The organism is Streptomyces sp. NPDC048506 (assembly GCF_040651315.1).
GTDB lineage: Bacteria > Actinomycetota > Actinomycetes > Streptomycetales > Streptomycetaceae > Streptomyces.
Window position 1 is genome coordinate 148,115 of record NZ_JBEZIX010000012.1, and the last position, 22,484, is coordinate 170,598.

The 22,484-nt window shown below is 71.9% G+C and carries 19 protein-coding genes; 3 read left to right on the top strand and 16 right to left on the bottom strand.

Annotation, left to right across the window (positions count from 1 at the left end; all coding sequences use genetic code 11):
- Positions 1-96: 96 nt before the first annotated feature.
- Together AB0C96_RS12460 and AB0C96_RS12465 are read left to right on the top strand one after the other, a co-directional pair.
- Entirely contained in the window at positions 97-1,080 is a 984-nt protein-coding gene (locus AB0C96_RS12460; RefSeq protein WP_362916437.1) for an ABC transporter ATP-binding protein, read from the top strand.
- Positions 1,077-2,747 (top strand): ABC transporter permease, encoded by a 1,671-nt coding sequence (locus AB0C96_RS12465; RefSeq protein WP_362916439.1) that lies wholly within the window; start codon positions 1,077-1,079, stop codon positions 2,745-2,747. Before AB0C96_RS12460 ends, AB0C96_RS12465 begins: the two co-directional genes overlap by 4 nt.
- 172 nt (positions 2,748-2,919) lie before the next feature.
- On the opposite strand, the gene AB0C96_RS12470 is transcribed toward AB0C96_RS12465, so the two are convergent.
- From AB0C96_RS12470 to AB0C96_RS12535, 14 genes are all read right to left on the bottom strand, one after another.
- Entirely contained in the window at positions 2,920-3,576 is a 657-nt protein-coding gene (locus AB0C96_RS12470) for a response regulator transcription factor (RefSeq protein WP_362916441.1), read from the bottom strand.
- Entirely contained in the window at positions 3,573-4,940 is a 1,368-nt protein-coding gene (locus tag AB0C96_RS12475) for a histidine kinase (protein ID WP_362916442.1), read from the bottom strand. Before AB0C96_RS12475 ends, AB0C96_RS12470 begins: the two co-directional genes overlap by 4 nt.
- 74 nt (positions 4,941-5,014) lie before the next feature.
- Positions 5,015-5,806, bottom strand: a complete 792-nt coding sequence (locus tag AB0C96_RS12480) for an alpha/beta hydrolase (RefSeq protein ID WP_362916444.1) — start codon at positions 5,804-5,806, stop codon at positions 5,015-5,017.
- Positions 5,803-7,131 carry a kynureninase gene (gene kynU / locus AB0C96_RS12485; protein ID WP_362916446.1) on the bottom strand — a complete coding sequence of 443 codons (1,329 nt, stop codon included), beginning with the start codon at positions 7,129-7,131 and terminating at the stop codon, positions 5,803-5,805. The genes AB0C96_RS12480 and kynU overlap by 4 nt, the downstream gene beginning before the upstream one ends.
- Positions 7,124-7,966 (bottom strand): tryptophan 2,3-dioxygenase family protein, encoded by an 843-nt coding sequence (locus AB0C96_RS12490; protein ID WP_362916448.1) that lies wholly within the window; start codon positions 7,964-7,966, stop codon positions 7,124-7,126. Before AB0C96_RS12490 ends, kynU begins: the two co-directional genes overlap by 8 nt.
- 195 nt (positions 7,967-8,161) lie before the next feature.
- Positions 8,162-8,575, bottom strand: coding sequence for a DUF3151 domain-containing protein (locus tag AB0C96_RS12495; protein WP_362916450.1), 414 nt, complete (start codon positions 8,573-8,575; stop codon positions 8,162-8,164).
- Positions 8,576-8,647: 72 nt separating this feature from the next.
- Positions 8,648-10,150, bottom strand: coding sequence for an MFS transporter (locus tag AB0C96_RS12500; protein WP_362916452.1), 1,503 nt, complete (start codon positions 10,148-10,150; stop codon positions 8,648-8,650).
- A 92-nt stretch (positions 10,151-10,242) separates the two neighbouring features.
- On the bottom strand, positions 10,243-11,265 hold the full coding sequence (gene fbaA / locus AB0C96_RS12505) for a class II fructose-bisphosphate aldolase (RefSeq protein ID WP_362916454.1): 1,023 nt from the start codon (positions 11,263-11,265) through the stop codon (positions 10,243-10,245).
- 207 nt (positions 11,266-11,472) lie between these two features.
- Positions 11,473-12,015 (bottom strand): orotate phosphoribosyltransferase, encoded by a 543-nt coding sequence (gene pyrE, locus AB0C96_RS12510; RefSeq protein ID WP_362710425.1) that lies wholly within the window; start codon positions 12,013-12,015, stop codon positions 11,473-11,475.
- A 10-nt stretch (positions 12,016-12,025) separates the two neighbouring features.
- Positions 12,026-12,877 carry an aldose 1-epimerase gene (locus tag AB0C96_RS12515; RefSeq protein ID WP_362916456.1) on the bottom strand — a complete coding sequence of 284 codons (852 nt, stop codon included), beginning with the start codon at positions 12,875-12,877 and terminating at the stop codon, positions 12,026-12,028.
- A 618-nt stretch (positions 12,878-13,495) separates the two neighbouring features.
- Positions 13,496-14,278, bottom strand: coding sequence for an SRPBCC domain-containing protein (locus AB0C96_RS12520; protein ID WP_362916458.1), 783 nt, complete (start codon positions 14,276-14,278; stop codon positions 13,496-13,498).
- 120 nt (positions 14,279-14,398) lie between these two features.
- Complete coding sequence (locus tag AB0C96_RS12525) at positions 14,399-16,102, bottom strand: polyamine aminopropyltransferase (RefSeq protein WP_362916460.1); 1,704 nt, start codon at positions 16,100-16,102, stop codon at positions 14,399-14,401.
- A gap of 267 nt (positions 16,103-16,369) precedes the next feature.
- On the bottom strand, positions 16,370-16,891 hold the full coding sequence (locus tag AB0C96_RS12530) for a DUF2617 family protein (protein WP_362916462.1): 522 nt from the start codon (positions 16,889-16,891) through the stop codon (positions 16,370-16,372).
- Positions 16,892-17,215: 324 nt separating this feature from the next.
- Positions 17,216-17,488, bottom strand: coding sequence for a hypothetical protein (locus AB0C96_RS12535; RefSeq protein WP_362916464.1), 273 nt, complete (start codon positions 17,486-17,488; stop codon positions 17,216-17,218).
- Between the two features lie 234 nt (positions 17,489-17,722).
- Between AB0C96_RS12535 and AB0C96_RS12540 the strand changes: the two genes are divergently transcribed.
- Positions 17,723-18,901, top strand: coding sequence for a pyridoxal phosphate-dependent aminotransferase (locus AB0C96_RS12540; protein WP_362916466.1), 1,179 nt, complete (start codon positions 17,723-17,725; stop codon positions 18,899-18,901).
- 130 nt (positions 18,902-19,031) lie between these two features.
- Here AB0C96_RS12540 and AB0C96_RS12545 read toward each other — a convergent pair whose 3' ends face one another.
- Together AB0C96_RS12545 and clpB are read right to left on the bottom strand one after the other, a co-directional pair.
- Complete coding sequence (locus AB0C96_RS12545; RefSeq protein ID WP_362916468.1) at positions 19,032-19,562, bottom strand: YbjN domain-containing protein; 531 nt, start codon at positions 19,560-19,562, stop codon at positions 19,032-19,034.
- 192 nt (positions 19,563-19,754) lie between these two features.
- On the bottom strand, positions 19,755-22,391 hold the full coding sequence (gene clpB, locus AB0C96_RS12550; protein WP_362916470.1) for an ATP-dependent chaperone ClpB: 2,637 nt from the start codon (positions 22,389-22,391) through the stop codon (positions 19,755-19,757).
- Positions 22,392-22,484: the final 93 nt, after the last annotated feature.

Consider the following 22,484-nt stretch of genomic DNA (forward strand, 5'->3'; position numbering starts at 1 on the left):
TCTCCCCTGATCAGAGGGACCCGCCCCGACCCCCGTCCCAACTTTATACGGTTTCTTAACTTCACAAATTTGTGAAACTAGCGTAGCTTCAAAAGCATGACCACGGCAATCGCTCCCGCTCCCGCCATCCAGGTGGACGGTCTGCGCAAGTCCTTCGGACGGACCCACGCGCTGACCGGCCTCGACCTCACCGTCGAAGCCGGCGAGGTGCACGGCTTCCTCGGCCCCAACGGCGCCGGCAAGTCCACGACGATCCGCGTCCTGCTCGGCCTGCTGCGCGCCGATGGCGGCACCGCCCGGCTCCTGGGCAAGGACCCCTGGCACGACGCCGTCGAGCTGCACCGCCGCATCGCCTACGTCCCCGGCGACGTCACCCTGTGGCGCAACCTCTCCGGAGGCGAGGTCATCGACCTCTACGGACGGCTGCGCGGCGGGCAGGACGCCGCCCGCCGGACCGAACTCCTGGAGCGGTTCGAACTGGACCCCACGAAGAAGGGGCGCACGTACTCCAAGGGCAACCGGCAGAAGGTCGCCCTGGTCGCCGCCTTCGCCTCGGACGTCGACCTGCTGATCCTCGACGAGCCCACCTCCGGCCTCGACCCGCTGATGGAGGAGGTGTTCCAGAGCTGCGTCGCCGAGGAGCGCGACCGCGGCCGTACGGTCCTGCTCTCCAGCCATGTGCTGTCCGAGGTCGAGGCGCTCTGCGACCGGGTCAGCATCATCCGCACGGGACGGACCGTCGAATCCGGCTCCCTGGGCGAGCTGCGGCACCTGACCCGCACCACGATCGTCGCCGAACTCGCCGGCCCGCCGGGGGCACCCCTGGAGGCAGCCGGGGCAGGGCTGGCCGCGCTCCCCGGCGTGCATGACGTGGACGTTCAGCCGATCGAGCGGGGCCAGGGCAACCGGGTCAGGCTCACCGTCGACACCGACCGGCTCGACGCCGTGCTCCGCTCGCTCGCCGACACCGGTGTCCGCAGTCTGACCAGCACCCCGCCCACCCTCGAAGAGCTCTTCCTGCGCCACTACCAGGACGATGTGCGCGGCGCGGCGCACGCCGCAGGGGCGGTCGCGCGATGACCGCCGCCGTGGCCGCAGGCCTCCCTTCGCCCACTGCCCGCCCCCGGCACTTCGCCGGCACCGGCACCCTGCTGCGCCTGGCGCTGCGCCGCGACCGGGTGATGATCCCGGCCTGGGTACTGGCCCTCGGGCTCGCCGTCGCCAGCATGGGCTCGGCCTTCGAGGGGCTGTACGACACCGCCGCCAAGCGCGGCGAACTGGCCGCCTCGATGAACGGCAACGGCTCGATGCGCGCGCTGTACGGCCCGGTCTTCAGCGACTCCATCGGCGGTCTGATCGCCTGGCGGATGGCCGGCTTCGGCGCCGTGCTCGCCGCGGTGATGAGCCTGCTGATCGTCGTCCGGCACACCCGCGAGGAGGAGGAGACGGGCCGCCAGGAGCTGCTCTCCGCGGCCATGGTCGGCCGCCGTGCGCCGCTGACCTCTGCACTGCTGTCGGCGCTGCTCGCCAACGCCGTGCTCGCCGTGCTGATCGCGGCCGGCCTGACCGGCTCCGGCCGGCCGGCCGCCGGTTCGCTCGCCCTCGGCCTCGCGATCGGCTGCACGGGCCTGCTCTTCGCCGGTCTGGCCGCAATCGCCGCCCAGCTCACCGAGAGCGCCCGGATGGCCAAGGGCCTGACCGGTGCGGTGCTCGGCCTCGCCTTCGCGCTGCGCGCCGCGGGCGACGCCGCCGGCGCCGGCGGGTCCTCCCGGACGGAGTCCGGAGCAACCTCCTCCTCCCTCACCTGGATCTCGCCCATCGGCTGGTCGGAGAACCTCCGCCCGTACGCCGCGGAGCGCTGGTGGGTCCTGCTGCTCTTCGTCGTCGCGACCGCGCTGGCCGTCGCCGCCTCGTACGCCCTGACCGCCCGCCGCGACATCGGCATGAGCTTCCTACCGGCCCGCCCCGGCCCGGCCGAGGCGCCCCGCACCCTGGCCGGCCCCTTCGGCCTGGCCTGGCGGCTCCAGCGCACCACGCTGCTGGGCTGGTCGGCCGGCTTCCTGTGCGCCGGCGGGGTCTTCGGCGGGATCGCCAAGGGCGCTTCCGACCTGGTCGGCAGCAACCAACAGACCCGCGAGATCTTTGAGCGGATGGGGGGCCAACAGGGCCTGACCGACGCCTTCCTGGCCACGATGGCCGGCATGCTCGGCATGGTCGCCTCGATCTACGCGGTCGGCGCGGTACTCCGGCTGCGCGGCGAGGAGACCGGCGAGCGCGCGGAACCGGTCCTGGCCGGCGCCGTCGGCCGGCTCCGCTGGGCCGCCGGCCATCTGGTCGTGGCGTACGGGGGCACCGCCGTCGTCCTGGGGTTCGGCGGCCTGGCCCTGGGCCTGAGTTACGGCGCCTCGGTCCATGACGTGGGAGGACGGCTGGGTCCCGTGCTGGCCGCCACTCTCTCCCAGGTCCCGGCCGTGTGGACCCTCACCGGTCTGGCCGTGCTGGTCTTCGGCCTGTTCCCCAAGGCCACCACCGCCGTCTGGGCGCTGGTCGGCGGCTGCCTGGCCATCGGCTGGATCGGGCCCTCCCTGAAGTTCCCCCAGTGGGCCATGGACCTCTCCCCCTACACCCACCTCCCCAAGCTGCCCGGCGCCGAGGCCACCGCGGCTCCGTTCGTCTGGCTGCTGGCGCTGTCCGCCGTCCTCGCCGTCGCCGGTCTCCTCGGCGTCCGCCGCCGCGACCTCGGCTGATCCCGAGCGGCGGTTTCACGTGAAACCGCCGCCCCCACGACGTACGCCGCCGGAGCTGTAGCGGACTCCGGCGGCGTACTCCTGTGTTCCTGTGCTCCTGTGCTGCCGTTCCCCTGCACTCCCGCGCTCCATCCACAGGCTGTGGACGAAGCAGGGGAACGCAGGAGCACACTCACCCCCCGGGCGTCACCAGCCGCGCCTCGTAGGCGAACACCGCCGCCTGGGTCCGGTCCCGCAGGCCCAGCTTCACCAGGATGCGGCTGACATGGGTCTTCACGGTGGATTCGGCGACCACGAGATGCTCCGCGATCTCTCCGTTCGAGAGGCCCTGGGCCACCAGCACCAGGACCTCGGTCTCCCGTTCCGTCAGGTCGGCGATGCGTTCCTGGGCGGGCGCACGGGGCGTGCCCAGACGGGAGAACTCGGAGATCAGCCGCTTGGTGACGGTGGGCGCGAGCAGCGCCTCGCCGGAGGCGACGATCCGGACACCCTCGGCGAGCTGACCGGCCGAGGCGTCCTTGAGCAGAAAGCCGCTGGCTCCGGCGCGCAGCGCCTGGTAGACGTACTCGTCGAGGTCGAACGTGGTCAGGACCAGGACCTTGGCGTCCGCGTCGGCGGCGACGATCTCACGGGTCGCCTCCAGGCCGTTCATCTCCGGCATCCGGATGTCCATCAGCACCACATCGGGCTTGAGCACCGCGACCTTCTGCACCGCCTGGCGGCCGTCGACCGCCTCGCCCACCACCTCGATGTCCGGCATGGCGTTGAGCAGGACGGAGAATCCCTCACGGACCATGACCTGGTCATCGACGATCAGTACCCGGATCATGACGCGCTCCCCCCGGCAGTGGTCTCCCCGGCCGACGCCGACACCGGAATGAACACCGCGACTTCGAAACCGCCGTCCTCGGTGTGGTCGGCGGTGATCTCACCACCCAGCATCTGCACCCGCTCGCGCATGCCCAGCACACCGTGCCCGGCGCCCGGGGACGGCTTGGCGAGACGGCTCGGCACACCGTTGATGATCCGCAGGCCGATCCCGCCCAGCACATAGGAGATCTCCACCCGGGCGTCGGCGCCCGGCGAGTGGCGCAGCGCATTGCTCAGCGCCTCCTGGACGATCCGGTACGCGGAGAGCTCCACGCCCTGCGGCAGCGGGCGCGGCGCACCGGTGATCACGGCGTCGACGGTCAGCCCGGCGCCGCGGACGCTGTCGAGCAGCGAGTCCAGGCTGGCGAGCGTCGGCTGCGGCGCCTCCGGGTCGCTGTCGACGAACGCGTCCGGGTCCTCGGAGCGGACCACGCCCAGGATGCGGCGCAGTTCGGTGAGCGCCGCCACCGCGTTCTCACGGATCGTCGCAAAGGACGTGGCGAGCTCGGGCGGGGTGTTCTCCACCCGGTACGGGGCGGCCTCGGCCTGGATGGCGATGACCGACATGTGGTGGGCGACCACGTCGTGCAGCTCACGGGCGATGGTGGCGCGCTCCTCCAGGAGGGTCCGCCGGGACCGCTCCTCGGCGGTGACGGTCTGCGTCTCGACGACGTGCCGGCGCTCCTCGCGCCAGGCCCGGATGGCCGCGGCGGAGATCAGCACCACACCGGTGAAGACCGCCACCGGCGGCAGATCACCCGTGTCCCCGCTGGTGACCGCCGTCAGGACGGCCGCCACCGCGAAGGTGACCAGCCACATCTCCACCGCCAGCCGCGGCCGCGTGCGCAGCACCACGAGGACCATGGTGGCGACCAGCGTCGGGAAGGCGGCGCCGTCGAAGTAGCTGGCGTACGAGGAGAAGGCGGCGCTGGCGAAATCCGACACCCCCAAGGCGAGCAGCGACAGCCAGTAGGCGCCCACCGGCCGGAAGAGCGTGAGCGCCGGCGGGGCGGCGACCAGCAGGCAGAAACCGGCAACGAGCAGCCCCTTCACCGGCCCGATGTCGTAGCTCATGGTGTAGGTCGCGAGGAAGACCAGCACCGAGAAGAAGCCCACGATGAGGTGGGGCAGCCAGCGCGCCCAGTGGCGCAGCCGCTCCGGCAGCCAGGGCACCCATCGGGACACCTTGGCGTCCTCCAGCGGCGGCATCGGGCGGAAGGCGAAGGCGTCGACGAACAGGTCCTGGCGCAGCCGGTGCAGCCCACCATGGGCGATCCGGGCCTCTGAGCGCAGCGTGCCCTGCGTCTGGGTCGTCTGGTTCACCCTGACAACGGTAAGCACTGAACGGGCCCCCGGCGTCCCCACCAGTGAGGATCTGCCGGGGTCCGTCTCAAGTACTACGGGGTAACAGCGGTGTCCACCCCCGGTGGGCACAGCAGCGCCACCAGGGCCGCACAGCCGGGCGTACCCGGGGTGACCGGTGCGTAGTGGCCCACGCCGGGCAGCTCCCGCAGCTCCGTCGCGGCGGGGCACACGGCGGCGTAGCGGCGGGAGATGTCGAGCGGGACGTCCGGGTCGTCGGTGCCGTGCAGGATCGTGACGGGGATGCCGGCGGGCGGACGGCGGGCCGGGTCGGCCGCCGCGAGGCGCTCCGGCAGGCCAGGGCCGTCGCCGAGGAGTTCGGCGACCGCCCCGTTGCTCAGTCCCAGCTCATGGGCGCGGGCGAGGTCGGCCACCGGCGAGACGGCGATCACCCGGGTCACCGGGGTGCCGGGCCGGGCCGCGGCGAGCAGCGCGAGATGGCCGCCCGCCGAGTGCCCGACCACGACCGGTCCCCCGGCGTCCGGGACCGCACGCACCGCCGCCCCGATGGCAGCCGCCACGTCCTCGAAGGTCTCCGGCACACCGCCGCCCGCGCCGACCCTGCGGTACTCGGCGAGCGCGACCGGCAGCCCCAGCCCGGCCAGATGGGCGGCGAGCGGCGACAGGTGGCCCCGGTCGTACGCCGCCCGCCAGAACCCGCCGTGCAGCAGGACGACCAGCGGGCCGGCCGCCGCCGTGCCCGTGCCCGCCGCCCGCGGCACGTACAGATCGACGACCTGGTCCGGATGCGGCCCGTAGGCCACGGTGCGGTCCGGCGCCACCGGGGCGAGCCCCAGCAGCGCCGTCTCCTCGTCCGCAGGACTCACCCGCCGGCTCCGGATGCTCCCGGCTGCACCTCGGGCAGCGCCCCCAGCACCTCACCGAGCACCCACGCCGCCCGCTCCGCGTCCGCGAAGGAGGTGTAGAGCGGGGTGAACCCGAAACGCAGCACGTCGGGAGGGCGGAAGTCGCCGATCACCCCGCGCCGGATCAGCTCCTCCATCACCTCACCGGCGAGCGGGGCACCCCCCTGCCCGAACGGCGCCGAGAGCGTGGGGGAGCACGCCAGCGACACCTGACTGCCGCGCCGCCGGTGGTCGTTCGGTGTGAGCGAGCGGACCCGACCGGCCGGTACGTAGGCGGTCACGCACTCCAGGAAGAAGTCGGTCAGGGCCAGGCTCTTGGTCCGTACGTCCTCGATCGCGACCCCGTCCCAGGCCTCCAGCGCCGCCTCCAGCGCCAGCAGCGACAGGATGTCCGGGGTGCCGACCCGGCCGCGCCGGATGTCGTCGGCGGGGGCGTAGGCCGGGTCCATCGCGAACGGATCGGTGTGCGAGTTCCACCCCGGCAGCGGCGATTCGAACCGCTCCTGGAGGCTCTCGCGGACGTAGAGGTACGCGGGCGAACCCGGGCCGCCGTTGAGGTACTTGTACGTGCAGCCGACGGCGAGGTCGACGTGGTGGGCGTCGAGCCCGACCGGCAGGGCACCCGCGCTGTGGCACAGGTCCCAGACCGCGAGCGCACCCGCGGAGTGCAGCGCCGCGGTGATACCGGGCAGGTCGTTGAGCTCGCCGGTGCGGTAGTCGACGTGGTTGACCAGCGCCAGCGCGGTCCGCTCGGTCACCTCGTCGGCGATCCTGGCGGGCTCCACCGGCCGCACCGCGAGACCGGTCATCCGGGCCGCCGAGCGGGCGATGTAGCCGTCGGTCGGGAAGGTCGTCGCGTCGACCAGGATCTCCGTGCAGCCCTTGCCGGCCATCCGTATGCCGCCGACCACGGCCTTGAAGATGTTGACGCTGGTCGAGTCGCCGACCACCACCCGGCCGGGGGCCGCCCCGATCAGCGGGGCGATCTTGTCGCCGACCCGTTCGGGCGCGGTCCACCAGCCGGATTCGGTCCAGGAACGGATGCGCAACTCGCCCCACTCCCGGGCGATGACATCGGCTATCCGGTCGGGCACCGCGCGGGGCAGCGCCCCCAGCGAGTTGCCGTCGAGGTAGACCTCCCCGTCCAGGACAAAGCGGTCACGGAGCGCGGCCAGCGCGTCCTCGGCGTCCAACTGCCGTGCACGAAGGGCGAGTTCACGCTCCCCGGAGAGCTCGCCGGCACCGGCCGGCTCTCCGGCTTCAGGGGTCTTGGGGATCTCAGACATGGCTGCGCGCCGTCCACAGCTCGGGGAACACGTTCTTACGGGCCCGCTTCTCCAGCCAGGCCACACCGGCCGAACCGCCGGTTCCCATTTTCGCCCCCATGGCCCGCCGGGTCGCGACCAGATGGTCGTTGCGCCAGCGCCAGACCAACTCGGCGACCTCGGTCAGCGCCTCACCCAGCCGGACCAGTTCGGACTCCTGCGAGCCGGCGTAGACCTCGGCCCAGACCGCCTCGACGGCCGGATGCGGCTCATAGCGCAGGGCAGGATCCCGCCGGAGCACCTCCTCGGGGACGGCGTGGCCACGACGGGCCAGCAGCCGCAGCACCTCGTCCCACAGGCTCGGCTCCTGAAGGGCCTTCTCCAGCTCGGCGTGCTCCCGGGGCGCGCCACGGTGCGGCACCAGCATCGACGCCGACTTCTCACCGAGCAGGAACTCCAGCCGCCGGTACATCGCCGACTGGAACCCGGAACCCTCCCCGAGCGCACTGCGGTACGCGTTGAACTGCGCCGGCGTCAGCTTGGCCAGCGGCTTCCAGGCGGCGTTCAGCGCCTCCAACTCGTACGTGGAGCGGCGCAGCGCATCCATCGCCACCGTGAGGTCGTCGCGGCGCAGCGCCTCGGCGGCGGTGTGCCACTCATGGACGATGACCGTGAACCACAGCTCCATCACCTGCGTGGTGACCAGGAAGACCATTTCGCCGGGGTCGTCGGAGAGCGGGTGCTGGAGGTGGGTGAGGACGCCGGCCTGGACGTAGTCCTCGTACGGGGTGGTACCTGCGAAGTCGAGGTTCGGGGTCTCAGGCTCGTGAGCCCCGCCGGTTACCTCGTGGGACATCGCTGTCTCCTCGAAACGTACTCCGGGTAGCGGTCCGCCCCTGCCGTGCCGGCACGGGGGCCCCGGTCCCCAACCCGCATCTTCCGCAATGGTCCCCTCCCAAAGCAATACCCGCCTGGTCAGGGGACCAGGCGGGTATTGTCGCTGCACCCCGGAGGGGTATCCGCCTCGCTCAGGAGAGGGTCTGCCCCTCGCTCAGGAGAGCGTCTCCGCCGCGGTCGGCGAGGAGTCGCGCAGGAAGGTGCTGCACCGCTCGTACTCCTGCTGCTCACCGATCGTCTGCGCGGCGCGGGCGAGGGCGTGCAGCGCCCGCAGGAAGCCGCGGTTGGGCTCGTGCTCCCACGGCACCGGGCCGTGCCCCTTCCAGCCGGCCCGACGCAGCGCGTCCAGACCACGGTGGTAGCCGGTACGGGCGTAGGCGTACGACTCGACGACCCGGCCTTGCGCAAACGCGTCGTCCGCGAGCTGCGCCCAGGCCAGGGAGGAGGTCGGATACTTCGCGGCGACATCCGCCGGCGCCGTACCGGCGGCGAGCAGCTCGCGGGGCTCCGGGTCGTCGGGCAGATGGGTCGGGGACGGTCCCCCGAGCAGATTCTCGTGAATGGGCATGGGGTCATTGTTCCCCCCACGTTGTCGGCTTTCCCGCCGTGGTGGTTTCTCCCCGTTGCTCCCCCAGTGAAATCAATCCGCCTCGCCGGGATCGAGTGGTGGTGCCCCCACCCCGCAGTGGTACGCGCACTCCGGATGGCAGTGCGCCTCCGGGCCCCGCTCGGCGGCGGTGGGGGTGACGGGCCGTACGGTCAGCCAGGCGATCACCGCACCCACCAGCAGCACGGCCGCGCACAGCGGCATCGCACGGCGGAAGGTCGCCGCGAACGCGTCGGCCGAGCGGTACGTCTCCGGGCCCACGCCCGCCAGCAGCGGCAGCGCGGCCACCGACATCAGGCCGGCGGCGCGGGCCGCCGCATTGTTGATGCCGCTGGCCAGGCCCGCCCGGTCGACGTCCACCGACGCCAGCACGGTGGAGGTGAGCGGCGCGACGAGGATGACCATGCCGAGGCCCAGCACCACCAGCGCGGGCAGCACCTCGGTGACGTACGAGGCCCCCGGGCCGACCCGGATCATCAGCAGCATGCCGGCGGCGCACAGCACCGGGCCCACGGTGAGCGGGATCCGCGGCCCGATGCGCTGGCCCAGCTCACCGGAGCGGGCGGAGAGCAGGAGCATCAGCACCGTGGTGGGCAGCAGTGCGGTGCCGGCCTGGAGCGCCGAGTAGCCGGCCACGACCTGGAGCTGGAGCACGGCGAAGAAGAAGAAGCCACTGAAGGCGGCGTAGACGCAGACCGTGACGCCGTTGATCGCGGAGAAGAGCCGGATCCGGAAGATCGCGGGCGGCAGCATCGGGTCCGGCTGGCGCCGTTCGACGCGTACGAAGAGCACCCCGAGCAGCAGCCCGAGGGCCGCGGGCACGAACACTCCCGGCGACGCGCCCGTCTCCGGCGCGGCGATCAGCGCATAGGTGACCCCGGCCAGCGCCAGCGCGCCCAACACCGCGCCGGAGACGTCGAAGCCGCGGTGTTCGCCGTGCTCCCGGGTCTCCGGTACGTGCCGCAGCGCCACCGGCACGCAGACCACCGCCAGCGGCACGTTCAGGAAGAACACCCAGCGCCAGCCGGCACCGTCCACCAGCCAGCCGCCGATGAACGGTCCGACCGCGGCCGCCACCCCGCCCAGCCCCGACCAGGCGCCGACCGCGCGGGCCCGGTCGCCGGGGTGGAAGACGGCCTGGATCAGGGCGAGCGAGCCGGGGGTGAGCAGGGCGCCGCCGATGCCCTGGAGTGCCCGGGCCGCGATCAACACCCCGGCGGTGGGCGCCAGGCCGCACAGCAGGGAGGCGACCGCGAACCACGCCACGCCGATCACGAAGATCCGCCGCCGGCCGAAGCGGTCGCCGAGCGTACCGCCCAGCAGGATCAGCGAGGAGAGGGTGAGCATGTAGGCGGTGACGGTCCACTGGAGGACCGCCAGATCCGCACCGAGGTCCCGGCCGATCCTCGGCAGCGCGACATTGACGACGGTGCTGTCGAGCATCGCCATGCCGGAGCCCAGTACGGCCGTCGTCAGCACCCACCGGCCCTGCGCCGAGGCCAGCCGGACGCTGCCCGGCGCGCTCGATTCCCTCATACGGCGAGCTTGCCCGGCGGCGGGGGCCCGCGCACGGCGAGGGCCCCCGCACCTCTGAGGAGGTGCGGGGCCCGAAGCCCGTGACGGACGGACTACTTGATCTTGGTGCCCGTGGAGCGCAGGTTGGCGCAGGCCTCGGTGACGCGCTTGGCCATACCGGCCTCGGCCAGCTTGCCCCAGCTGCGCGGGTCGTAGGTCTTCTTGTCGCCGACCTCGCCGTCGACCTTCAGCACACCGTCGTAGTTGCGGAACATGTGGTCCGCGATCGGGCGGGAGAAGGCGTACTGGGTGTCGGTGTCCAGGTTCATCTTGACCACGCCGTTCTCCAGCGCGGTGGCGATCTCCTGCTCGGTGGAGCCGGAGCCGCCGTGGAAGACGAAGTCGAACGGGGCGGACGTGCCGTACTTGGCGCCGACGCCCTCCTGGAGGTCCTTCAGCAGCTCGGGACGGAGCACGACGTTGCCCGGCTTGTAGACGCCGTGGACGTTGCCGAAGGAGGCGGCGAGCAGGTAGCGGCCCTTCTCGCCCAGGCCCAGCGCCTCGGCGGTGCGCAGCGCGTCCTCGACCGTGGTGTACAGCTCGTCGTTGATCTCGTGGCTGACGCCGTCCTCCTCGCCACCGGTCGGGGTGATCTCGACCTCAAGGATGATCTTGGCGGCGGCGGCCTTGGCGAGCAGCTCCTGGCCGATGGCCAGGTTGTCGGCCAGGGTCTCGGCCGAGCCGTCCCACATGTGGGACTGGAAGAGCGGGTTCTGGCCCTTGGCCACACGCTCGGCGGAGATGTCGAGCAGCGGGCGGACATAGCCGTCGAGCTTGTCCTTGGGGCAGTGGTCGGTGTGCAGCGCGACCGTGACGTCGTACTTGGCGGCGACGACGTGCGCGAACTCGGCGAGGGCCACCGCGCCGGTCACCATGTCCTTGTTGTACTGGCCGCCCAGGAACTCCGCACCACCGGTGGAGATCTGAATGATGCCGTCGCTCTCGGCCTCGGCGAAGCCCCGCAGCGCCGCGTGCAGCGTCTGTGTCGACGTGACGTTGATGGCCGGGTAGGCGAACTTGCCTGCCTTCGCCCGGTCCAGCATCTCGTTGTAGACCTCAGGGGTTGCGATGGGCATCTGTCCGCTCCTTGTGTGTGCGGGTGTGCGTTCTTGGCCCTGACCAGGGGGCGAGGACTTCGCCGAGCACATCCTCCCAGACTCGACCGGGAGCTCCACATCGCCCGTCCGGCCGTCATGCGAAAGGGGTGCGGTGTTTCACGTGAAACACCGCACCCCTCATCAAAACCGCAGGTCAGAGCCCTCGCTCCAGTCTCCGGGCGACCCTCAGCCCAGCCCGAGGTCGCCGAGCTGGTAGCCCGTGATATAGGGCAGACCGGCCTCGGCGATGGCCGAGGCGGCACCCCGGTCGACGATCGTCGCGACCGCAACGACCTCGGCGCCCGCCTCACGCGCCGCCTCGACGGCGGTCAGCGGCGAACCACCGGTGGTGGAGGTGTCCTCGACGACCAGCACCCGGCGCCCCTTGATGTCCGGGCCCTCGATGCGGCGCTGCATACCGTGCGCCTTCTGCGCCTTGCGGACGACGAAGGAGTCCAGCCGCCGCCCGCGCGCGGCGGAGGCGTGCAGCATCGAGGTCGCGACCGGGTCGGCGCCGAGCGTCAGCCCGCCGACCGCGTCGTAGTCCAGGTCCGCGGTGATGTCCAGCATCAGCTGACCGACCAGCGGCGCGGCCTCGCCGTCCAGGGTGATCCGGCGCAGGTCGATGTAGTAGTCGGCCTCCTTGCCGGAAGAAAGCGTCACCTTGCCGTGCACCACGGCCTTGTCCTTGATCTGCTGCAGCAGCTCGCCGCGCACGTCGTCACTCATGCCCCTGAGCTTAGGCGGTGCCCGGCAACAGGCTCCGCCAGCTCCAGGTGGTGGAGATCTCCAGGGGGTCGATGGGGGTGACCAGGCGCGGCAGGGTGTTGAGGCCGTTCGGCGGGCCGGACTGCGGCTCGACGCAGACCGCCGCCTCCTGCTCGTCGTAGATCACCACCCACTCGGCGCGGCTGGCGACCCTCAGCTCCAGGCGGCCCGGCCAGGTGAGGGTGACATCCACCCCGCGCGGCATGCCGAAGCAGTCGTCCCAGGGCCCGGGCCTGGGCATGATGCGCCGACCCGTCGGGAGGTGGTCGGCGCCGCGTTCCTCCTGCCACTCCGGAGCGAAGTCGATCCGTGCGTCCTCACCGACCCCCAGGTTCCGCAGGAACCACGGGTGCCAGCCGGCCTGCGCCGGGAACGAGTCGCCGGTCGCCTCGACGCCCATGGTGAGGGTGAGCGACCCACCGTCCTCGGCCAGTTCGACGAGTTGGGTGACCCGCCCCGGATACGGCCACGGCGCCGCCGGATCGGTGAGCTCGTAGGTGAACACCGCCTCCGTGGCACTCGAACGCACCGTCCGCCAGCGGAGGTTGCGCCCGGTGCCGTGGATGGCGTGCGGCGGCGCATTGACCGGCATCTGGTGCACTTCACCACCGTTGCGGAACTGCCCGTGCTCGATCCGTCCACACCACGGGACCATCGGGAAGCAGCCGTACGTGGCGCCCTGCCGGAGGATCTCCGTCCCGCCGATACGGAGGCTGCCGATCCGGCAGCCGTCGTCCGGCCGCACGGTCAACTCGGTGCTCCCGGCAACGAGGCGAACACCCGTCGCCTCCGGCGCGGCCTGCGTGTCTCTGTCGGTACTCACGGTGACGACCCTACGCGGCGGTTGGCTGACCTCCCACGTTTTCGTCTGCGGCGCCGTGCTGGCACCTTGCCGTTTGGCCCCTCCGCTGCGCTTGGCTGCCTGCCCACGTTGTTGGCTTTCCCGCCGTGGCCTGGCGGCCGGCGCTCCCCCCACGTTCTTGGCTTTCTCTCCATGACGCCTGCGGCGGGCTGTTGCCGCTGCGCGGGGCTGTCAGCTGCGGGTGCGCCCCTCCGGACTTCGTCCTGCGGTCCGCCCCCTCCCGTGGATGGTGGGGAAGAAGACCGGTGGGGGTGCCCGTAGACCGTCATCTGCGCGCACCAGCCCACTCACACCCGCCCCCACGACCGTCTTTCCTCCCACTCACGGGAGGGGACGGGCCGGAGGGGCAGGGTGTCCGGGCTTTGCTTCCGAAGGCTCGATGAAGAGCAAAGGCGGAGCGCAGCGGAGCGTAAAGCGAAGCAGTCCGGAAACCCTGCCCCGGAGGCCCGTCACCGCACCCGACAACACCCACGCCCGCCGCAGGCGCCACGGCGCGAAACACCCACGGCGGGAAAGCCAACAACGTGGGGGGAGCGCCGGCCGCCTAGGCCACGGCGGGAAAGCCGACAGCGTAGGAGGTCAACGCCGCCGTCGCAGGACGCGCCCCACGACCACCGCCCCCGCCACGACCACCGCCGCGGCGGGGGCCGCCCAGCGGAGGGTGGCGGAGGTGGAGGACGTCTGGGGGGCCGGGACGGGCGCGTAGCGGCCCCTGGGTGGGGCGTGGTCGACCTCCTCCGCGCTGCGGCCGATCATCGTCCGACGGGCGTGGGCCGCCTCCGCGGGGGCGGCGCCGTAGGTGTCACTCGGGTACCGGTCGCCCGCGTAGGTGTCCTCGTCGCTGAGCGTGTCCAGGGACGGCGGCGGTACGTCGGAGTCGAAGACGCCGGGCTGGGCGGGTTCCTCGGTGTCGGTCACCGGTCGCTGCCGCAGGTCCGCCGTCAGGTTCTCCGCGAAGCGGTCCAGCAGTCGGCGGCCGGCGGTCTGGGCGGACTGGCCGGTGGCCTCGGCGAGCCGGCCCTCGCTGTGGACCGTGCCGGTGCAGGTCAGGGTCGTACCGGGGCCGGGCTCGGTGGTCGGGGAGAGCCGTACGGTCAGCGTCAGCGCGACCGATCCGTCGCCGCGCGCCTCGGTGCCCTTCGCCTCGACCGTCACCCGCGCGTCCTCGGCACTGACCGTCAGCGAGCCGCGGTAGGTGATGGTGGAGCTCCCGATGCGCAGACGCAGCCGGCCCTCGGGGCAGTGTGGGGCCGCATCGGCGTCGAGCTGGACTCCTGGGACACAGCGCGCCACCCGCTCCGGCTCGGTGAGCGCCTGCCGCACGGTGCCGACGGGGAACGGAACGTACACCTCATGCTCCATGACATGGGAGCCTACCCAGCGCCCCCGGAGCCGTGCCCGCACACGCACACTTTTCTGCGCACCGGGCCGGGGCCGCCCCTCGGTGGGCCCGCCCGCGCCCGCCGGCGAGCCGGTGCCGCCTCAGTCCAGGTACCGCGGGTGCATCAGCGTCGACACCGGCAGCCCGGCCATCCTGGCGCGGGCCGCCCCGCGCCGGCCGGCTTGCAGCTCGGCCGCGGTGACGCCGGCGAGCGGGGGCGCGTCGGGCGCCAGCCCGAACCGGGGCCGCTGCCGCGCGGCCAGGACGAACCCCCAGTAGCGGCTCCGGTCGGGCGGCTGCACGGCGGTCGGAAGCCCGTCGGCCGCCGTCCAGGGAGTGGGGTTGGCCGAGCGGTCCGGACCGCCGGAGAAACCGGCGGCTCGGCCCGGCACCCGGTAGGGGACGGTCGCCAGGCCCACCGAGCGGACCGTCGCCACCACCGTCCAGTACGTCCGTGCCCGCACGACCGGTGGTCCGGCGTCGACCACCAGCCGCCCACCGTCGGCCAGCATCCGCGCAGCGAGGCCGTAGAACTCCTGCGAGTAGAGCTTGGTGCTGGCGGTGATCCCGGGGTCGGGGAGGTCGGAGACGATGACGTCGTAGGGCGCCGGGTGGCGGCTCCGACCGGCCTGCCACCGCAGCCAGTCGAAGGCGTCGGCGGTGATCACGTGCACCCGTGGATCGCCGAGCGAGTGGTGGTTGAGGCGGGAGAGTCCGGGGTCGGTGCGGGCCAACTTCAGTACGCCGGGGTCGAGTTCGACGACGGTCACGGAACGGACGGCGCGGTAGCGGAGGATCTCGCGCACCGCGAGGCCGTCGCCGCCGCCGAGCACCAGCACCCGGGCGTGCGGGCCGCCCGCCATCGCCGGATGCACCAGCGCCTCGTGGTAGCGGAATTCGGTGTCCGAGCTGACCCGTAACCGCCCGTCCAGGTAGAGCTCCAGCGGCGGGCCGGAACCTTTCCTCCCGTGCCCCGTACCGCCGGTCAGCACCACTTCCTGTACGCCGGTCTGCACCGCGACCCGCGCCGGAGCGCCGTACACCGCGCGCCGGGCGGCCCGTTCGAACGGCGTGGCCAGCAGCATGCCCGTCGCCAGCAGCGCGAGCACCAGGACGTTGACGACGAGCAACAGCCACCGGGCGCGGACGGTCAGGTCGTGGCGGAAGAGCCAGAGCACCAGCGCACCGCCGGCCACCACGTTGACCGCGCCGGTGACCAGCGCGCCGGTCAACTGGCCGAGGCAGGGCAGCAGGAGGAAGGGGAAGGCCAGGCCTCCGACGAGCGCTCCGACGTAGTCGGCGGCGAAGAGATCGGCGACCGCGCCGCCCGCGTCCTGCCGGCGGACCCGCTGGATCAGCGTCATCAGCAGCGGCACCTCGGCGCCGATCAGCACGCCGATCGCCAGCGAGAAGCCGACGAGCGCTGAGCGGGACTGGCCGAACCAGGCGAAGCAGGCGTAGAGCGCCATCGCGGAGCCGCCGCCGACCAGCGCCAGGCCGGCCTCGACCGCGCCGAAGCCGACCGCCGCCCGGCAGCGCAGCCGCTTGGCGAGCAGTGCGCCGACGCCCATCGCGAAGACCATGACGGACAGGACGACGGACGCCTGGGTGACCGAGTCACCGACCAAGTACGCGGCCAGTGCGACCAGTTCGAGCTCGTACACCAGGCCGCAGGCGGCGCAGACGAAGACCACGGCGAGGACCAGCAGCCGACCGAGCCCGGTCGGCACGGGCAGCCGCGCCGGCGCGAGGACCTCCGGCGCCCCGAGGGTGCCGGTGAGAACGGACTCTGGGGGGTCGATCATGAGTGAACGCTACGTGACGCTTCCGTCGCTCTTCGTCACCCACACGAGTGCAGTCTGCGGGCTACACGCGCCAGTTGGGGCGATGTCGATGCGCATGGGGCGCCAGTTGCGACGGCTTCGATCCGCCGGCGCATTCACCGTCGTGCGCGCTCCCTCGTCCATCCATGCCCCGAGCGCGCACCACCCGCGACCGCCACACCCCACAACCCCGCGCCCACCCACCGACCGTCCCGGCCGACCGGGTCGGTCACTTCGGCCGGTCACCCACTAGACAGCCGCGACCGCCGCGCGTACGCCCACCCGCGTACGGGTGGCAACCAGGCGGCCCTCCTGCGGATACGCGTGCCAGGTCCGCCAGCGCACCCGGCCCTGCTGGCACTGGGCCAGCATTGCGGTGAAGGCGTGCGGCGAGCCAGGAAAGGTGCCGGCCAGCCCGTAGGGATGCTCGGCGACCAGCGCCAGCAGCTCCTGCGCCCGGCCCGCGAACGAGCCGTGGGAGAGGGTCTCCACGTGCGCGGCGAACTCGTACTCCCAGTCGCCCAGCCGTTTGGCCACGCCGAGCGGCAGCGGGGTGCTGCTGCCCGGCATACAGGCGACCGTCTCGGAACACGTGCCGTGCTCCTCCTCCAGAAGCACCTGATGGGAGGCGCCGAGCAGCCTCAACTGCACTTGCGCGCCGTGGAGTTGGAGGTCGAGTACGGCGAGGGCCGGCAGGGGTTCCCTGCCCAGCGCCCAGGCCAGGTCGGATGCACGGGTATCGGTGTACGCCGTCTTCAGAGTGGTGAGCATGGGTCGGCTCCGCAAGCACGCAGTGGAATGGTGGGCCGGCCCGCCCGTGAAGGATCAGGAATGTTCGTCTGCCTGCCGGCACGTGCCCACGTGGGATCGGAGAACGTGGGGAATTCTCTGTTAAGAGGTAATCATGAAAGACCGGTCACCCACAGCGCTTTTACCCATCTCCTCCGGGTTTCCATCCCCTAGAGGGCCATGCAGTTCATCTGTTCAACCACCTTACGCCCGGCGGGATTTGGCGTTCCGCCCAGCCCGCCGGACGCATATGCGGAGCGGCAAGGGCCGCCCGCACGTGTGTAGTTGAGGGGGCCTCGGGCCGGTTCAGGAACCCCCGCCGCAGCCCCCGCCACCGCACGAATGGCCGCCGTGGCCGCCGTGGCCGCCGCCGCACGAGTGCCCGCCGTGGTGCCCGCCCCCGTGGTGGCCGCCGTGGTGGCCACCACTCGAACCGGAGTCACCGCCGCCGGCCCACCAGCTGCTGCCACCGGAACTGCGGTACCCGCTTCCGCGCCGTCCGCCGGCGCCGCTGCGTGCGGCCAGGGCCACCAGCCCGATCACCATCACGCAGATCACCAGGAAAGCCACGATCCCCATCTGCCTCACGTCCTTTCGTATCCCCCCGAAGCGTGGGGCCACCTCCCACGCCCTTGGGCAGTGGAGGTGCATCGCTCCGTCCGGCGCCCCGTGCGCCGAGCCACGGCGCCGTCCCGCGCCGCCGGCCGCCCGTCCGGCGGCCGTCACCATCCTGTGTGCGGGGCTGATGCCCGAGCTCCCGGCGTCTCAAAGCACAGTTGAGGAACTCCAGAGGTTCGGCGGAGGATGGCGCGCATGGACCGACCGCTGCTCAACCGCCGCCTCGCCGAATTCGGCACCACGATCTTCGCCGAGATGTCGGCACTCGCCGTACGCACCGGCTCCATCAACCTCGGCCAGGGGTTTCCCGACGCCGACGGTCCGGAGGAGGTCAGAGAGGCAGCGGTGCGGGCGCTGCGCGACGGCCGCGGCAACCAGTACCCGCCGGGCCCCGGCGTCCCCGAACTGCGCACCGCGGTCGCCGCCCACCAGGAGCGCTGCTACGGCCACCTCGGCCTCTCGTACGACCCCGACACCGAGGTCCTGGTCACCGCCGGCGCCACCGAAGCCATCGCGGCCTCGCTGCTGGCGCTGCTGGAGCCGGGCGACGAGGTCATCGCCCTGGAGCCGTACTACGACTCGTACGCCGCGTGCATCGCGATGGCGGGCGGCCGCCGCGTCCCGGTGACCCTGCGCGCCCATCCGGAGTCCGGCAGCTACCGCCTCGACCTCGACGAGCTGCGCGACGCCGTCACCGACGACACCCGCCTGATCCTCCTGAACACCCCGCACAACCCGACCGGCACCGTCCTGACCCGCGACGAGCTGGCGGCCATCGCCCGGCTGGCCGTGGAGCGCAACCTCCTCGTCATCACCGACGAGGTCTACGAACACCTGGTCTTCGAGGGCGAGCACCTGCCGTTGGCGTCCTTCCCGGGGATGCGCGAGCGCACCGTCACGATCAGCTCCGCCGGCAAGACGTTCTCCTTCACCGGCTGGAAGGTCGGCTGGGTCACCGCGTCGGCGGAGCTGGTCGGTGCCGTCCGCTCGGCCAAGCAGTTCCTCACCTACGTCTCGGCCGGCCCCTTCCAGTACGCCGTCGCCGAGGCGCTCGCCCTCCCCGACAGCTACTACACCGGTCTCCGCGACGATCTGCGCAGCAAGCGGGACGTCCTGGCCGCCGGCCTGACCGACGCCGGCTTCCGCGTCTTCAACCCCTCCGGCACGTACTTCATCACCACCGACATCCGCCCCCTCGGGGAGAGCGACGGCTTCGCCTTCTGCCGCGCCCTGCCCGAGCGCGCCGGCGTCGTCGCCATTCCCAACGCCGTGTTCTACGACCACAAGGACCGCGGCGCGCCCTACGTCCGATTCGCCTTCTGCAAGCGCGAGGAGGTGCTGCGGGAGGCGGTGGGCCGGCTCCGGAAACTCTGAGGAGAGGCGATCACGTGGGAACGGCTCCACCCTCGCAGTGCTCGCCCACTCCCCCACACACGGACACGGGCCCCGGAGCCGTTGCGCTCCGGGGCCCGCGCAGCCGGGTGGCTGGGGCGAAAGGGCCGGGTCAGCCCTCGTCGTCGTCCGGCTTCTGGTCTCCTTCGATCTCGGCCTCCAGACCGAGCTGCTCGACGAGCCACTTGTCGAATTCGATCGAGGCGCGAACCCAGCTGACCGTGCTCGAAACGAAGTGTTCGAGCGAAACACCGGTGCCGATCAGCATCGATGCCTCACCGATCAGACGGACCGTGCCGTCGTCATGGGTGTGGGTGTAGGCCTTGGGCCACAGCGTCCGGCGGTTCCAGTCGTCGATCGCCTCCAGCAGCTTCGACTTCTCGTCGATGCCGTGGGCGCGGTCGTAGAACGTGCGGACGGAGAAGATCTGCTGCTCCTCCTCGCCACGGAACATGAAGTACGTGCGGAACTGCTCCCACGGCGCGGCGAGGTCACCCTCCTCGTCGACGACGTACTTCAGCTCCATCTGGTCGAGGAGCTGCTTGACCAGGTCCTGGTCGGGCAGGACGGGACCATCAGGCCCCGAGGGCTGCGGTTCGGGCTGGCCCCCGAAATTCGGAATCGAGGACGGGTCGATGCTCACCGTGGAATTCCCTTCGTATGGTCCCTGCCATCCTCCCCCACACCCGCCCCGTCCTGGCAACCCCGGACGGAACGGCAGCGGGCAAGGTGTCGGTCAAGGCAACGACCGGGCGGTCCGGCCGGGTGCCCGGGCCGCGGCACCGAGCGGCGCCGCGGGCTGCCTCGTGACCCTCCCTGGGGGAAGCGTCGCAGCTCAGGCCGCGTTCCGCCGGACCGCCTCCACGGACAGTCCCTCGCCGTCGCCGTCCACGTCCACCCGCACGGTGTCCCCGTCCAGCACCTCGCCCGCCAGGATGCCGCGGGCGAGCCGATCACCGATGGCCGACTGGACCAGGCGGCGCAGGGGGCGGGCACCGTAGGACAGGTCGGGCGCGGGGGCGTCGACGACCGGTTCCTGGCCCAGCCAGGCGAGCCAGGTCAGGGCACGGTCGGTGACGTCCAGCGTCAGACGGCGGTCGGTGAGGCGGCGCTGGAGGTGGTCCAGCTGGATCCGGGCGATCCGCTGGAGCTGGTCCGTGCCGAGCGGGTGGAAGACCACCACGTCGTCAAGCCGGTTGAGGAACTCGGGCCGGAAGGATCCGCGGACCGTCTCCAGCACCTTCTCCCGCTTCTGGTCCTCCTTGAGCAGCGGATCCATGAGGAAGGCGGAGCCGAGGTTGGAGGTCAGGATGAGGATGGTGTTGCGGAAGTCCACCGTCCGGCCCTGGCCGTCCGTGAGCCGACCGTCGTCGAGGACCTGCAACAGGATGTCGAAGACCTCGGTGTGCGCCTTCTCCACCTCGTCGAGGAGCACGACGCTGTACGGGCGGCGGCGGACCGCCTCCGTCAGCTGGCCGCCCTCCTCGTAGCCGACGTAGCCGGGCGGCGCGCCGACCAGGCGGGCGACGCTGTGCTTCTCGCCGTACTCCGACATGTCGATCCGGACCATCGCCCGCTCGTCGTCGAAGAGGAAGTCCGCCAGAGCCTTGGCCAGCTCGGTCTTGCCGACGCCGGTCGGGCCGAGGAAGAGGAACGAGCCGGTGGGCCGGTCCGGGTCGGCGATCCCCGCGCGCGTGCGGCGCACCGCGTCCGACACCGACCGCACGGCCTCGGTCTGGCCGATCAGCCGCTTGCCGATCTCCTCCTCCATGCGCAGCAGCTTCTGGGTCTCGCCCTCCAGGAGCCGCCCGGCCGGGATACCGGTCCAGGAGGCGACCACGTCCGCGATGTCGTCCGGACCGACCTCCTCCTTGACCATGGACTCCTTGGACGCCTCCTGCTCGGCCTCGGCGGCGGCGGCCGCCTCCAGCTCCTGCTCGACGCCCGGGATCTCGCCGTACAGCAGCTTGGAGGCGGCGTCGAAGTCGCCGTCGCGTTGCGCGCGCTCGGCCTGGACGCGCAGGTCGTCGAGCTTCTCCTTGAGCTCACCGACCCGGTTGAGGCTCTGCTTCTCCTTCTCCCAGCGGGCGGTCAGGCCGCGCAGCTCCTCCTCCTTGTCGGCGAGGTCCTTGCGCAGCTTCTCCAGGCGCTGGACGGAGCCGGCATCGGTCTCGTTCTTGAGCGCCAGTTCCTCCATCTTGAGGCGGTCCACGGCGCGCTGGAGCTCGTCGATCTCGACGGGCGAGGAGTCGATCTCCATGCGGAGCCGGGACGCGGCCTCGTCGACCAGGTCGATGGCCTTGTCGGGCAGGAAGCGGGAGGTGATGTACCGGTCGGAGAGGCCGGCCGCGGCGACCAGCGCGGAGTCCGCGATCTGCACCTTGTGGTGGGCCTCGTAGCGTCCCTTGAGGCCGCGCAGGATGGCCACCGTGTCCTCGACGGTCGGCTCGGCGACCAGCACCTGCTGGAAGCGCCGCTCCAGCGCCGGGTCCTTCTCGATCCGCTCGCGGTACTCGTCGAGGGTGGTCGCACCGACCATCCGCAGCTCGCCGCGGGCAAGCATCGGCTTGAGCATGTTGCCGGCGTCCATGGACGAGTCGCCGCCGGCGCCCGCGCCCACGACCGTGTGCAGCTCGTCGATGAACGTGATGATCTGGCCGTCGCTGGCCTTGATCTCCGCCAGGACGGTCTTCAGCCGTTCCTCGAACTCGCCGCGGTACTTGGCACCGGCGACCATCGCGCCCAGGTCGAGCGCGACCAGGCGCTTGTTGCGCAGCGACTCGGGCACGTCGCCCTTGACGATCCGCTGCGCCAGCCCCTCGACGACGGCGGTCTTGCCGACGCCCGGCTCACCGATCAGCACCGGGTTGTTCTTCGTCCGGCGGGACAGCACCTGCACCACCCGGCGGATCTCGTGGTCCCGGCCGATGACCGGGTCGAGCTTGCCCTCGCGGGCGGCCGCCGTGAAGTCCGTGCCGAACTTCTCCAGCGCCTTGTACGTGCCCTCCGGATCGGGGTTGGTCACCCGCTGCCCGCCACGGCTGGCCTCGAAGGCGGCCAGCAGCTTCTTGGCGGAGGCGCCCTGCTGCTCCAGCAGCTCACCGGTGCGCCCGCCCTTGGCCGCGATACCGATGAGCAGGTGCTCGGTGGAGACGTAGGCGTCGTCCAGTTCCTTGGCGCGCTGGGTGGCCTCCGCGATCGCGGCGAGCAGGTCGCGGTCCGGCTGGGGCGGGGCGACCGTCGAGCCCTGCACGCTGGGCAGCGCGGCGAGCTGGCGCTCGGCCCCGTTGCGCAGCACCGCGGCGTCGGCCTCGACGGCGGCCAGCAGGTCCATGATGTTCTCGTTGTCCTGCCCGGCCAGCAGCGCGAGCAGGAGGTGCGCGGACGTCATGTCCGCGTGCCCGGCGGTGATCGCCCGGTCATTGGCGGCGCTGAGCGCCTCCCGGCTCTTGTTGGTCAGCTCGGCGTCCACGGCCTTGTGATCCTCCTCGTACGACGTTCCGTCGTCCCTCGTACCCGAATCCTGCAAGTACCAACGTGCGATAAGTTGAGTCTATTCCACTCA

What these genes read in the sequence shown, in the direction of transcription:
- AB0C96_RS12495 (WP_362916450.1), bottom strand. Translation starts at nt 8,575, where the DNA reads ATGCCCATTCACGAGAATCTGCTCGGGGGACCGTCCCCGACCCATCTG.
- pyrE (WP_362710425.1), bottom strand. Translation starts at nt 12,015, where the DNA reads ATGAGTGACGACGTGCGCGGCGAGCTGCTGCAGCAGATCAAGGACAAG.
- AB0C96_RS12490 (WP_362916448.1), bottom strand. Translation starts at nt 7,966, where the DNA reads ATGTCCCACGAGGTAACCGGCGGGGCTCACGAGCCTGAGACCCCGAAC.
- AB0C96_RS12530 (WP_362916462.1), bottom strand. Translation starts at nt 16,891, where the DNA reads ATGCTCACCACTCTGAAGACGGCGTACACCGATACCCGTGCATCCGAC.
- AB0C96_RS12465 (WP_362916439.1), top strand. Translation starts at nt 1,077, where the DNA reads ATGACCGCCGCCGTGGCCGCAGGCCTCCCTTCGCCCACTGCCCGCCCC.
- AB0C96_RS12525 (WP_362916460.1), bottom strand. Translation starts at nt 16,102, where the DNA reads ATGATCGACCCCCCAGAGTCCGTTCTCACCGGCACCCTCGGGGCGCCG.
- AB0C96_RS12535 (WP_362916464.1), bottom strand. Translation starts at nt 17,488, where the DNA reads ATGGGGATCGTGGCTTTCCTGGTGATCTGCGTGATGGTGATCGGGCTG.
- fbaA (WP_362916454.1), bottom strand. Translation starts at nt 11,265, where the DNA reads ATGCCCATCGCAACCCCTGAGGTCTACAACGAGATGCTGGACCGGGCG.
- AB0C96_RS12540 (WP_362916466.1), top strand. Translation starts at nt 17,723, where the DNA reads ATGGACCGACCGCTGCTCAACCGCCGCCTCGCCGAATTCGGCACCACG.
- AB0C96_RS12500 (WP_362916452.1), bottom strand. Translation starts at nt 10,150, where the DNA reads ATGAGGGAATCGAGCGCGCCGGGCAGCGTCCGGCTGGCCTCGGCGCAG.
- kynU (WP_362916446.1), bottom strand. Translation starts at nt 7,131, where the DNA reads ATGTCTGAGATCCCCAAGACCCCTGAAGCCGGAGAGCCGGCCGGTGCC.
- AB0C96_RS12520 (WP_362916458.1), bottom strand. Translation starts at nt 14,278, where the DNA reads ATGGAGCATGAGGTGTACGTTCCGTTCCCCGTCGGCACCGTGCGGCAG.
- AB0C96_RS12470 (WP_362916441.1), bottom strand. Translation starts at nt 3,576, where the DNA reads ATGATCCGGGTACTGATCGTCGATGACCAGGTCATGGTCCGTGAGGGA.
- AB0C96_RS12460 (WP_362916437.1), top strand. Translation starts at nt 97, where the DNA reads ATGACCACGGCAATCGCTCCCGCTCCCGCCATCCAGGTGGACGGTCTG.